We start from the raw sequence: 13,047 nt of genomic DNA, 5'->3' as shown, positions 1-13,047 counted from the left end.
CCCCTGTATGCCTACATCTCTGCTGCTTCGTCCTGTTCCTCAACCATTTCGGAATAGTCGCAGGAAGTGCATTGAAGCTTGACCCCCTGCTTGCTCTTCTTCTCTACCATTAAGCTGCTGCAATTCGGACACGGTTTAGGCGAAGGTTTATCCCAGGATACGAAATCGCATTCCGGATAGCGGTCGCATCCGAAGAAGATACGCCCCTTCTTGCTCCGTCGTTCCACGACATGGCCTTCCTTGCACTTCGGACAAGTTACGCCGATGTCTTTGACGATCGGCTTCGTATTCCGGCAGTCCGGAAAACCGGAGCATGCCAAAAACTTCCCGAATCGTCCAAGCTTATAGACCAATGGCTTGCCGCATTTCTCGCAAATCTCGTCGGAAACCTCGTCTTCAATCTCGATTTCCTTCATTTCTTCCTCAGCAACCTCAAGCCGCTTCTCGAATGATTTATAGAATTCCGACAGCACCTTGACCCAATCCTCGGAGCCTTCCTCGACATGGTCCAGGTCTTCCTCCATGTTTGCCGTAAATTCCACATTCAGAATTTCGGGGAAAAATTGCTCCATCTGCTCGATGACAAGCTCCCCCAGCTCCGTCGGGACAAACTTCTTATCCTCAATGGCAACGTAGCCGCGCTTCTGGATCGTTTCTAGCGTTGGCGCGTAAGTACTCGGCCGTCCGATTCCAAGCTCCTCCAGCGTCCTTACAAGCCGCGCTTCGGTGTAACGCGGAGGCGGCTGGGTAAAGTGCTGCTTCGGCTCGATATCCTGTTTATCCAGCTTGTCGCCCGTATGCAGCTCCGGAAGGTATTTATCCTCTTCGGTCGTCCCGTCGTCATTACCCTCAACATAGACCTTCATGAAGCCCGGAAAGCGAACCTTGGATCCGGTAGCCCGAAAAACGGCAGTACCTGCCGATATATCCACAGAAAGCGTATCCAGTACAGCAGAGGCCATCTGGCTGGCGACAAAGCGTTCCCAGATCAGTTTATACAAGCGAAGCTGATCACGGCTCATGTACGGCTTCACCGATTCCGGATCCCGAAGGACGGACGTAGGCCGGATGGCTTCGTGCGCATCCTGTGCATTTGCCGCTTTCTTTGAATACTGCCTAGGGCTTTCGGGTACGAACGGTTCTCCGTATTTCTCCGTAATGTACTCCTTCGCCTCGTCTTGCGCGGTACCGGATATCCGGGTAGAGTCGGTACGCATGTACGTAATCAAACCGACAGTGCCTTCCTTGCCGAGTTCCACGCCCTCATACAGCTGCTGGGCGACCGACATCGTCTTCGCGGCCCGAAAACCGAGCTTGCGCGCCGCTTCCTGCTGCAATGAGCTTGTCGTGAACGGCGGCGACGGATGACGCTGACGCTCGCGTTCCTTGACTTCGCCGACCGTGAAAGAGGCATCCTTAATCGCCGCAAGCACCTCGTTCACGTCCTCCTGGCTGGACAGCTCCTTCTTCTCCCCGTTCAGCTGCGTAAACTTCGCTTCAAACGAAGAGCCCTTCACGGCCAGCTTCGCCGTGATCGTCCAATATTCTTCCGGCACGAATGCGCTGATTTCGTTCTCGCGATCCAGAATGATCTTGACCGCAACGGATTGAACGCGTCCTGCCGACAGCCCCTTCTTAACTTTCTTCCATAAAAGAGGGCTGATCTTGTAACCCACCAGACGGTCAAGTATCCGCCGAGCCTGCTGGGCGTTAACGAGATCCATATTAATTTTGCGCGGCGTCTTGAAGGCATCCTTGACCGCCGTCTTCGTGATTTCGTTAAATACGACCCGCAGGCTTTGAGATTCATCCAGCTCCAAAGCATGGGCAAGATGCCATGCGATGGCTTCCCCTTCGCGATCGGGGTCAGCTGCGAGGTATACTTTCTTTACCTTTTTGCTAGCATCCTTAAGTTCCTTTAAGACAGAACCTTTTCCGCGGATCGTAATGTATTTCGGATTGAAGTCGTTTTCCACCTCAACCCCGATCTGGCTTTTCGGCAAATCGCGCACATGACCCATCGAAGCCTTCACGATATATTTGCTGCCGAGATATTTGCCAATCGTCTTCGCCTTGGCAGGCGACTCTACGATGACGAGTGAATCCGCCACAGGTTCATCCTCCTCTCCAACATTCAACTTTCCCATTATATGATCTTATATATAGCACCGGGTAATTGGGTTATCTGCTTTTTTATGATTAAAGATAACAGAACTGAATGCAAATGTCCAAAATCCCACTGGGTCCCCTCCAACAACTCATCAAGCGACCCGGGTCCCTGTTCGAGCATATGGTAAACGTGCCGTTCATCGTTTGTCAACCCGGAATCCATGCCGGGGAGGCTCGAATGAGGGGCCTGCCGCTCCTTATTGTATGTATTGGGAGCCCTGTTTGGCAACCAGGAATCATATTCCTCGATAATATCTTGGACGTCCGTCACCATCTTGGCCCCCTGTTTAATGAGGGCAAGCGTTCCCCGGCTCTTGGGAGAAGTGACTTGTCCCGGAACCGAGAAAACATCCCTTCCGGCCTCCAGCGCATAATCTGCTGTGATCAGCGATCCGCTGCGGGCATCCGCCTCCACGACTACGGTTCCAAGGGACAAACCGGCAATGATTCGGTTTCTCCTCGGAAAAAATCCCGGGTGGGCTTTCGTGCCTGGAGGGTACTCGGAAACAATCAATCCCGATTCTGCGATCCGTTCATACAAGGACCGGTGCTCTGCAGGATAGATGACATCAATCCCCGCACCGAGAACCGCAATCGTTGCTCCTCCGCTTGTTAAAGCCGCCTCGTGCGCGGCGCTGTCAATTCCCCTGGCCATTCCGCTTACGACAGCCAGCCCGTACCGCGTCAGCTCCTCGGCCAATAGGCCGGCCATCTTGCGGCCATAAGCAGTCGGCATCCGGGTCCCGACCATGGCAACGCCGGGCTGGTTCAAAAGCTCCGCACGGCCGATCGAATAGATTACCCAAGGAGGCTCGGACATTGAATTCAACCGCTCGGGATATTGATCATCGAGGGCTGTAATAATACGTATTTTGGAACGGTTTGTCAACTTCCATACATCCCCTCGGGAATGCCCTGCGCTATCGCCCGCAGCATTTGACATCCGCTCCAGCAATTGTTCGACGCTCGACGGAAACCGTTTCGACAATTTATTCGCCTGCTCGACAGACAATCCACAGCTTCTCCAGTCATTCACACCATAAGAAATCATGCCTTCATGCAGCTGGCCGTGCATCATAATCCGGTGAATCGATTTCCATCCGATGCCTTCACTTTCATGCAATGCTGCCAGCAGCGCGCTCTCCAGCTTCATTCCAGTCGCCTCCTTCAAAATAAACAGAAAAAGCAACCTTTCATCTCCTGAAATCAGGACATAAAAGGTTGCTTACCTAATTTTAATATATTGGGTTGCGCAATTAGGCAAAAAGCTGCCTCGCGTTCATACGATTAATGAGTAGTGCAAGCCTCAAGCAAGCCCTTCTCCTCAAGCACACTGACAAGCGTCGATCCCATTTCGGCCGGTGTCGGAGCAACTTTAATGCCGCAAGCCTCGAGTACAGCAATCTTCTCTTTCGCTGTCCCCTTGCCACCGGAAATGATCGCGCCGGCATGGCCCATGCGTTTGCCTGGAGGCGCAGTTGCCCCGCCAATGAAGCCGACAACCGGTTTGGTCATGTTGGCTTTGATCCACTCGGCAGCTTCTTCCTCGGCCGTACCGCCGATTTCACCGATCATGATAACGGCTTTCGTGTTCGGATCCTCATTGAACAGCTTCAAGACATCGATAAACTCGGTGCCTTTAACAGGGTCTCCGCCGATTCCCACGGCAGACGATTGTCCGATGCCGCGTGCAGTCAGCTGATGAACCGCCTCATAGGTCAGCGTTCCGCTTCGCGATACGACGCCGACATGGCCCGGCGTATGGATGTAGCCCGGCATAATCCCGATCTTGCATTCGCCCGGCGTAATGACACCCGGACAGTTCGGCCCGATCAGGCGGGTCTTCTTGCCTTCCATATAACGTGCAACCTTCACCATGTCCAGCACCGGAATGCCTTCCGTGATGCAGATGACAAGCTCCATCTCGGCATCAACGGCTTCCATGATCGAATCGGCAGCAAATGCAGGCGGAACATAGATTACGCTTGCGGTTGCGCCGGTCTTCGCCTTCGCTTCCTCAACGGTGTTAAACACCGGAAGCTTCACGGTAGTTCCGTTCTCCAGCGTAATTTCCACTTCCGTGCCGCCTTTGCCCGGCGAGGTTCCGCCGACCATTTGCGTACCGTAATCGAGGGCGCCTTTCGCATGGAACAGAGCCGTTTTACCTGTAATCCCTTGTGTGATAACTTTTGTATTTTTATCGATCAAAATACTCACGATTGATTCACATCCCCTATTGTTATTTGAAAATGAAAGCAACCGCACGGCCGGACGGTCGAGCGTCCTTAGGTGCCATGCCTCTTCAGGAATGAATTATTACTGAACGAGGGAGACGATCTTCTGTGCTCCGTCGGCCATGGAATCAGCTGGTACGATGTTAAGACCGGACTCGGCCAAAATCTTCTTGCCGAGGTCAACATTCGTTCCTTCCAAGCGTACAACAAGCGGACGGGTCAAGCCCAGCTGCTTCGCCGCTTCAACTACACCGGTAGCGATCACGTCGCAGCGCATGATGCCGCCGAAAATGTTGACGAAGATTCCCTTAACTTGAGGATCGGACAAAATGATCTTGAAGGCTTCGGTAACCTTCTCGGTCGTTGCACCGCCCCCAACGTCAAGGAAGTTGGCAGGATCGCCGCCATAGTATTTGATGATGTCCATGGTAGCCATCGCAAGACCGGCACCGTTAACCATACAGCCGATGTTGCCGTCCAGAGCTATGTAACTCAAGTCGTATTTCGATGCTTCGATTTCTTTCTCGTCTTCTTCGTCCAGGTCGCGAAGCTCGACAATATCCTTGTGACGGAAGAGCGCGTTGGAGTCAAAGTTCAGCTTGGCGTCAAGGGCCATGACGTTGCCGTCGCCCGTAACGACCAGTGGATTAATCTCGGCGATCGAGCAGTCCTTCTCCACGAACGCCTTGTACAAGGCCAGCATAAATTGGACGGCTTTGCCGACCAGCTCGTTCGGAATATTAATGGAATACGCCAGTTTCCGCGCTTGGAACGTTTGAAGTCCGACAGCCGGATCGATGACTTCCTTGAAAATTTTCTCAGGCGTTGCCGCTGCAACTTCTTCGATTTCCGTACCGCCTTCTTCGGATGCCATCATGACGACGCGCCCTGTAGCGCGGTCTACAACAACACCGATGTAATACTCTTTGCGAATATCGCAGCCTTCTTCAATAAGGAGGCGCTTGACTTCCTTGCCTTCCGGACCGGTCTGGTGAGTCACCAGCACTTTGCCCAGAATTTCTTCGGCATAGGCGCGAACCTCTTCAAGGCTCTTTGCCACCTTGACGCCGCCGGCTTTACCGCGGCCGCCTGCGTGGATCTGCGCTTTAACAACGGTTACGGGACTTCCCAGGGATTTGGCAGCTTCCACTGCTTCATCCACCGTAAACGCAACCTTGCCGTTCGGAACAGCGACTCCATATTGCTTCAGTACTTGTTTTCCTTGATATTCATGGATATTCATTCTCGAATCCTCCTATCAACATGACTGGAACAAGGCGGGCTGCATGGGAGCGTTTCAATGACGCCGCTGCCCCTGTCAACCTTTATATAGTAAACCCAAGCTATTGTAACATGTTTTTAAAACGCTTACCTTAAAAATGTTCACAGATTCTCCACTCTATTTGATATAGGTATGATTCCTTCTGGAGAATAATTGGAAATTAAAGGTTAAACAAATCGTTATTTTTTTAAAAATGCTTTGAATACTTTGACAGCAACAAATCCGATCACAAATCCGATAACAGCGAGAATCAACAATAGCACAACCAATGTAATGATAATGTTCTCCCAAAGGATGTTCATAGCTACACTCCTATGCAATAAAGATTTCCAATATCATCTAAATATGGATTATAGCATATTTCCCTCCGAAATCCCTTCCATTTGCTCTATTCTTTGAATTATTTCACGAAGCTGTATAAGCAGTACAAGGGGATGCCTCCTTCTAACTCTCAGTTTGGGGTCTGAAGTTGAATAAGTGGGGGGGTGGGCGTTTTAGTTGGACTTTTTTGGGAGACTTTGGAGGGTAACTTTACATTGGCGCCTGCAAGTCCCTTTTTGGGACTTGCTCCGGGCTTGGAGTTGCTTTTGGCGCCAGCAAGTCCCTTTTCGGGACTTGCTCCGGGCTTGGAGCTGCTTTTGGCGCTCACACGTCCCTTTTTGGGACTTGCTCCGGGCTTGGACCTGCTTTTGGTGCGCACACGTCCCTTTTTGGGACTTGCTCCGGGCCCGGAGCTGCTTTTGGCGCCAGCAAGTCCCTTTCCGGGACTTGCTCCGGGCTTGGAGCTGCTTTTGGCGCCAGCAAGTCCCTTTTCGGGACTTGCTCCGGGCTTGGAGTTGCTTTTGGCGCCTGCAAGTCCCTTTTCGGGACTTGCTCCGGGCTTGGACCTGCTTTTGCCGCTAGCAAGTCCCTTTTTGGGACTTGCTCCGGGCTTGGACCTGCTTTTGGTGCGCAAACGTCCCTTTTTGGAACTTGCTCCGGGTTTCGAGCTGCTTTTCGCGCCAGCAAGTCCCTTTTCGGGACTTGCTCCGGGCTTGAACCTGCTTTTGGTGCGCACACGTCCCTTTTTGGGACTTGCTCCGGGTTTGGAGCTACTTTTGGCGCAAGCAAGTCCCTTTTCGGGACTTGCTCTGAGCTTGCAGCAGCTTTTGGGGCTCAAAACTCTTTATCCCGAATGGTTGATCCTGTACAATGGATGACGATACATAACAGGTAAGCGGATTCAAACATAAAGGAGATTGCGGCATGCAGTGGTTGACCTCCCGTTTTTCGGTCCATTCCTTATTTTTTAAAATGCTCGTTTATTTTCTGATCGTCATCATCCTGCTTTCCTCCTACAACATCTGGTCAATGACGTTTTATACGCGGAATGTCCACAACGAGATCGTAAAATACAATTTGACGCTGATCCGGAATACCGTGGACAGCTTCGAGAAACAGTATACGACTTGGAAAAGCCTGCTCCTCAGCCTTCAGCACAACGAATTCGTGGGAAATATTAATCGGCAAGCCGACAAAGGCGGCAAGCAGGCGATCGATTACCTGCAGGTGGACTTGGTGATGGATCAAATCCGCACGATTGTGACGCAGCCGTTTTATCATTTACAGAACGTGATGATCTACTATCGAAGCCACTCATTTCTGCTGGAAAGCGACGGTATGGTGGATGATGACCGGATGTTTAGGCACTATTACGTCAGCGAGCAGTATCCGTACGAGTTTTGGATAAAGGATGCAGACAGGTCAGACGCTTTCCTGCAGGCCCTTCCGAGCAGCGGCTTTACCATTGAGCCCAAGAGCAGCGAGGTGGAACTGCTCCCGCTGGTCAGCCATGTCCCTGGAAGCCCATGGGAAATTATCGCATTGGTCAATATGAACAGCTGGTATGAATCCTATAAAGGCATGTCCGGCTCCCGCTTTCTGCTGCTTGATCAGGACGGAACGCCATTGTTTCAATCCGCCCCATCCTCTAAGGATGCCCCGCTGCCTGCATGGAATGGAACATTCGAATGGATTAAGGACAAGGGGAATTACTATTTTTTTGAAAAAGGGGACCGCTCGGGTCTTACGTATGTATCCATCATTCCCCATAATGAGCTGAACCGCAGCATCAGCCGCATGAATTGGATCGCGGCGCTGCTGTTTGCCACGACGCTGCTGATCGGAACGCTGGCATCCTGGTTCTTTACCCGCAACATTAACCGGCCTTTAAAGCGGATGATCACGGGCCTTGGCAAAACCGAACAGCACCTTTATGAGGGCACCATTTCCGAATTCAACGCGATCGCAAGCCATCTGCAGGGATTGCATCATGAACGCAAGCAGATCAAGGCATGGATGGACCATATCAAGCCTCTGCTGACAAGCTATCATTATATGGCTCGCTTCAAAAACATCAACATTGACGCAGCCGCCGCAGCTGAGCTGCCGGTAAGCGAGGGTGCCTTTATGATCGTTGTGTTCCAGCTAAGGTACAGGCATACTCCCTCGGAACTGCTCGATGAAATGCTGACCAAGGCCACCGGCAAAATCAAAGACATTATCAGCCTTCAAGTGCAGGAGGCCTTTCCGTTATCCCATACGCTTCAAATGGACAGCAAAGAGATCTTGTCAATCGTATACACGCAGGAAAGGTCGGAGCGTCTGCTCGCCTGCCTGAACGGTTTGAAGCGGATATTCGATCAAGACCAAGGCACTTACCTGGTTACGATTGCCGTGTCGTCCGTGTTCCAGCATACTTCCCATTTCGATCAGGCCTACACGGAAGCGATGTCGCTGCTGCTTCAAGCGATGCCGGTCGAAGAAACCCAGATTATATGGGAAAAGGCGCCGCGGGAGGACGTGACCGGCTTTACAGCTGAGCAGGAGCATGAATTTTACGTAATCCTGCAAGCAGGCAATGAAGTCAGCTGCCAACAGCTCATCGATCGGGCGTTTGATTCGCTTCATCGCCGGGGCGCGACGGCGGATCAGCTGCATCATTTCGCCCTTGCCGTCCTCAGTCGTATCCGAAAAACGATGGCGCTGCTGAACATCGAATCAAGCCCGCTTCCATCCGATCATCGGCCGCTTGCGCATTGCGTCACTCCCGAACACTACAAACAGGCGCTGCTGAACGAGCTTGCCCGTGCAGCGGAAGCGATTCGACGAAAGCGAGAAGAAAATTACGATATCATTCAGTTTATTGCCCAGTTTATGGAAAACCATATTTCCGAGGAAATATCACTGGAGCTATTGGCGGATAAGCTCAACATGTCGCCGACGTATCTGTCCGGCTATATTAAAGAAAAAACCGGCAGCAACTTCAGCGATCATCTACATGCGATCCGCATCCGGAAAGCGAAGGAGCTTCTCGTAACGACAAATATGCCGGTCCAGGAAGTTGGCGCGCAAATCGGCTATCGTAATGTCACATCCTTTATCCGCATGTTCAAAAAATTAACCGGCCAGCCGCCCGGCGATTACCGGAAAACCCATTGGATCCGGAATTAGCAGGCGGCCGTGCCGGCCGTTTAACCTTTAACGGAGCCGATCAACGCTCCTTTTACGAAATATTTCTGGATGAACGGGTATACCAGCAGGATCGGCACGGTGGACACCATGATGGTGGCAAATTTCAGACCATCCTCCACGACGACGATATCGCCGACCACCGGGCCGTCGGTTCCCGTGAATTGCCCGGATAGCACGATGTTTCTCAAGATGACCTGAAGCGGCTGCATATCGGCATCCCGCAGATAAAGCAGCGGGCCCATAAAATTATTCCACATGCCGACGGCGTAATACAATCCGATCGTCGCCAGCACCGGCTTGGAAAGCGGCAGCACGATCCGGAAGAAAATACCGACCTCGGATAAGCCGTCGATTTTGCCCGACTCCTCCAGCTCTTGCGGCATTCCCATGAAGAAGGTTCTCATGATCAGCAGGTTCCAGGTGCCGACGGCCCCTGGCAGAACCATGCCCCACACCGTATTGACAAAGCCGAGCTCTTTGACCACAAGAAACGTCGGGATCATTCCGCCGTTAAAAAACATCGTGAACACGATCATCATAAGAATCGGCTTGCCCATAACCATTTTGGTCTTGGACAATGAGTATGCGCCGAGCGCGGTTACCATCAGGGAAATCGCGGTTCCCAGCACGACATAGATGAAGGTATTTTTGTAACCCTTCAGTACCCTTCCATCTTCAAATACATACCGGTACATATCCAAATTAAAGCCTTTTGGCCACAGCCATACGGTGCCTGACGCAATCGCTGCCGAATCGCTGAGCGAGACGGCCAGCATATAAATGAACGGATACAGACATGCGGTTACTACGCCGAGCAAAATCAATGCGTTTAAGACATCGAACCAGTTCCACTTCCATTTCACATTCCATTCCTCCCTCTACCAGATGCTGCTGCCGCTGACCCTGCGGCTGAACCCGTTGGCTGCAATGATGAAGATAAAGCTGATGATTCCGGTAAACAGATCAATTGCCGTGGCGTAACTGTAATTGCCTTGGGTCAAACCGACGCGATAGACATAGGTGGAAATGATGTCAGCGGTTTCATACGTGGCCGGGGTTGCAAGCAAATATACTTTTTCAAAGCCGATCTCGAGAATTTTTCCGATATCCAGAATCAGAATGATGACGATCGCCGGTGCGATTCCGGGAAGCGTTATGTTCAGCGTCTGCTTCCAGCGATTCGCCCCGTCCATGCGTGCGGCTTCGTATAATTGCGGATCAATCGCCGTCAAGGCCGCCAAATAAATAATGGTCCCCCAGCCGATATGCTGCCACACGTCCGTCGTTACATAGATGGTTCTGAACCAGGAGGCCTCCACCAGAAAATTAATGCGTTCAAGACCCAAGGCGCTCAGAAGCTGGTTCACCATCCCTCCGGTAGGCGACAGGAACATGACCGCGATACCCGCCACCACCACATTGGATATGAAATGGGGAAGATAGCTGACGGTCTGGACGAACCGCTTCATGAAGGATCTTCGTACCTCATTGATCAGCAGGGCCAAAATAATCGGAGCCGGAAACCCGAACAACAGCTTATAGAACCCGAGCAGAAACGTATTTCTCAGCACGGGCCAAAAGTCGGGGGTATGAAAGAACATATTGAAATACTTGAAGCCGACCCAATCGCTCTCGGTGATGCCCTTGAACAAATTGTAATCCATGAAGGCGATCGAGACGCCGAAGATGGGAACGTATTTAAAAATGACGTAATACAGAACGCATGGGAGCAGCAATAACAGCAAATATTTATCCCGTTTCACTTTGCGCAGAAAGCCCGGGCGGCGGGATGCTTGCAACATGAAATCCTCCTTCGTAACGCTTGATCAAGCTAAGCTGGGATGGGAAGCGCATGGCTGCCACGGACCTGGCCGGCACCGGCCGCGGCCACAAACGCCACAGCCGGAACGCCGGCCTAGTGGAAGCTGCCCAAGTTAATCCCAACCTTGCGTTTTGCTATTTTCCTTCATTCACGAATTTTTGCGTCCGCTCGTAAGCGCTCTTGTGCACATCCAGCACTTGCTGCACGCCCAGCCGGTTCACCTCGGCCACGTAGGCGTCCCATTCGTCCATCTTTTTCTGTCCCAAAATAAATTTTGCTATTTGCTCTTCATGGTACTTCTTGACGGTTTCTCCCACCATGCTAAGCACTTCATTCTCTTCATTGGTATAGGCCAGCCTCGGCTGCGGTTTCGTTTCATGCTCCGGCGCGATTTTCATAGCTGCCTGCATTTTGGGTGAATACATCGATTCAAATGCGCTCATATCCAGCACCGTATGGGCGCCGATGGTGGCAATGCCCGTCTTCGTACGCAAGTCGCCGAATTCTTTGTAGTCGTCTTTAAACTTACGGACGCCGTTCTGGGTCGTGTAGGTTTCCCCTTCTTTCCCCCAGGTAGCCAGCTCGATTCCTTCCGGCGAGTACAGGAAATCCAAATACTGCAGCAGCGTATCCCGCTCCTTCGAATTGGCCGCTACGGCGAACCCGTCGGTCTGGAGTCCTGCAAACACGTTGTGGGATTTACCGTCCGGCGTTCCGACAGGCGGCAACATGTAATCGAGGCTGAACTCGGATGCCTTGTCGCCCAGCATGAGCGGCAGCTCGTCCATAATGCCGATATAATCGCTTGCGATAAACGCTTTATTCTGAAGAAGCAGATCGTTAAACTGCTTGCGCTTATGCGCCATGAAATCCGGTGCGATCAAGCCCTCGGTATAAAACTTGTTCATGTACTCGACCATGATCCGATAATTGTCCTCCGTCGGTCCGTAGCGCCATTCTTCCTTCTCGTAATCGTAATAATAGCTGCTGCTCGTATTAAACGCCGGCGCCATGTTGACCAGTGGGCTTAAACCGTTGAACACGGCGATCGGGAAGCTGTCCGGATACAGCTCTTTCAGTTTTTTGGCAACCGTATAGAGCTCGTCATAGGTAGTAGGCGGGGTCAAATTATGCTTTTTGAAAATATCATCCCGGTACAGCCAGGATCGCCTGGACTGCTGTTCGAGCCCATACAGCGGCATAAAATAGTTTTTTCCCTCCGGAGACAGGATCGCTGCCTTGACCTCCGGGTGATCCTCGAGAAACTTCTTGTAATTCGGCATCTTGTCCAAATGCTCGAAATAATCGACGAACGCTCCGCTGGCACCATGGGTATTCGCGGCGTTCAGGCTGTTGACCATCATCAAATCGGGAATTTCGCCGGATGAAATCGCCAGATTCATCGTCGTTGTATAATCGCTCATGACAGGCTGAACTTTAAACGAAATACCGGTTGCTTCCTTCAAATATTGATAAATCGGCCAATTTTCTTTATAGGGCCAGTTCGTATGGGAGAAGGTCATCATGTCCAGCGTAATCTCCTTCGTCCCGAGCGATCCTGCATTTCCCTCCTTTCCTGCTTCACCTTTCGCGCAGCCGCTCAGCAATGCACCGGTCAGTACCGCGGCGAGTGCGACCCTCCCCCATTTCCGGTTCCAAAATTTCATGTAACCCTCTCCTTCATTTCATATGATCTGCCACGCTCGCCCCCGCCACCATTTCAGCTTGCAGCTTGGGGCGTTCGTTTACGAGCTTGATTCTATCCGCTGTTTCTCTATTCTGGCTACTTACATTCTTTCCTCTTGTTGCCCGAACCTGCGATTCTGAAAAAGTGGCAATGATCTGAAATCCGGTCAACTCATCGTCGGCAGCCCGCTTCACGACTGGATTCTTTAGACCAATCCGCCTTCATCGAGGAGTTTCTGAATTGACATGTGCCAGGTAAACTTTTACAATACGGACTATACTCGATTGACGAAAATGAGGAAGCACCCTTTTCGTGTGTGCATGATGACCGCACATTGTCA

At 51.6% G+C, this 13,047-nt stretch carries 8 protein-coding genes; 1 reads left to right on the top strand and 7 read right to left on the bottom strand.

Annotated elements, in window-relative coordinates; all coding sequences use genetic code 11:
• Nucleotides 1-11 precede the first annotated feature (11 nt).
• The 4 genes from topA to sucC all read right to left on the bottom strand — a co-directional run bounded on the left by topA (nt 12) and on the right by sucC (nt 5,646).
• Nucleotides 12-2,111 (bottom strand): type I DNA topoisomerase, encoded by a 2,100-nt coding sequence (gene topA, locus NSQ46_RS11130; protein WP_341032986.1) that lies wholly within the window; start codon nt 2,109-2,111, stop codon nt 12-14.
• 35 nt (nt 2,112-2,146) lie between these two features.
• Nucleotides 2,147-3,322: a DNA-processing protein DprA gene (gene dprA / locus NSQ46_RS11125; protein ID WP_007128766.1), complete on the bottom strand. Its 1,176-nt coding sequence runs from the start codon at nt 3,320-3,322 to the stop codon at nt 2,147-2,149.
• 134 nt (nt 3,323-3,456) lie between these two features.
• Nucleotides 3,457-4,386: a succinate--CoA ligase subunit alpha gene (gene sucD / locus NSQ46_RS11120; RefSeq protein WP_007128767.1), complete on the bottom strand. Its 930-nt coding sequence runs from the start codon at nt 4,384-4,386 to the stop codon at nt 3,457-3,459.
• Nucleotides 4,387-4,485: 99 nt separating this feature from the next.
• Nucleotides 4,486-5,646, bottom strand: coding sequence for an ADP-forming succinate--CoA ligase subunit beta (gene sucC, locus NSQ46_RS11115; protein WP_028405690.1), 1,161 nt, complete (start codon nt 5,644-5,646; stop codon nt 4,486-4,488).
• Nucleotides 5,647-6,930: 1,284 nt separating this feature from the next.
• Here sucC and NSQ46_RS11110 point away from each other — a divergent pair.
• On the top strand, nt 6,931-9,177 hold the full coding sequence (locus NSQ46_RS11110) for a helix-turn-helix domain-containing protein (RefSeq protein WP_341032984.1): 2,247 nt from the start codon (nt 6,931-6,933) through the stop codon (nt 9,175-9,177).
• Between the two features lie 20 nt (nt 9,178-9,197).
• Here the strand turns inward: NSQ46_RS11110 and NSQ46_RS11105 are convergent, their stop codons facing one another.
• The 3 genes from NSQ46_RS11105 to NSQ46_RS11095 all read right to left on the bottom strand — a co-directional run bounded on the left by NSQ46_RS11105 (nt 9,198) and on the right by NSQ46_RS11095 (nt 12,687).
• Nucleotides 9,198-10,061 carry a carbohydrate ABC transporter permease gene (locus tag NSQ46_RS11105; RefSeq protein ID WP_251537516.1) on the bottom strand — a complete coding sequence of 288 codons (864 nt, stop codon included), beginning with the start codon at nt 10,059-10,061 and terminating at the stop codon, nt 9,198-9,200.
• Between the two features lie 15 nt (nt 10,062-10,076).
• Nucleotides 10,077-11,000 carry an ABC transporter permease subunit gene (locus tag NSQ46_RS11100; RefSeq protein WP_341032983.1) on the bottom strand — a complete coding sequence of 308 codons (924 nt, stop codon included), beginning with the start codon at nt 10,998-11,000 and terminating at the stop codon, nt 10,077-10,079.
• Nucleotides 11,001-11,154: 154 nt separating this feature from the next.
• Nucleotides 11,155-12,687, bottom strand: coding sequence for an extracellular solute-binding protein (locus NSQ46_RS11095; RefSeq protein ID WP_341032982.1), 1,533 nt, complete (start codon nt 12,685-12,687; stop codon nt 11,155-11,157).
• Between the last annotated feature and the right edge of the window lie 360 nt (nt 12,688-13,047).

The organism is Paenibacillus sp. FSL M8-0142, assembly GCF_038597315.1.
GTDB classification, from domain to species: Bacteria; Bacillota; Bacilli; order Paenibacillales; family Paenibacillaceae; genus Paenibacillus_AQ; species Paenibacillus_AQ lactis.
Note: the sequence above shows the minus strand (reverse complement) of the source record. Positions and strands in the feature narration are given on the sequence as shown.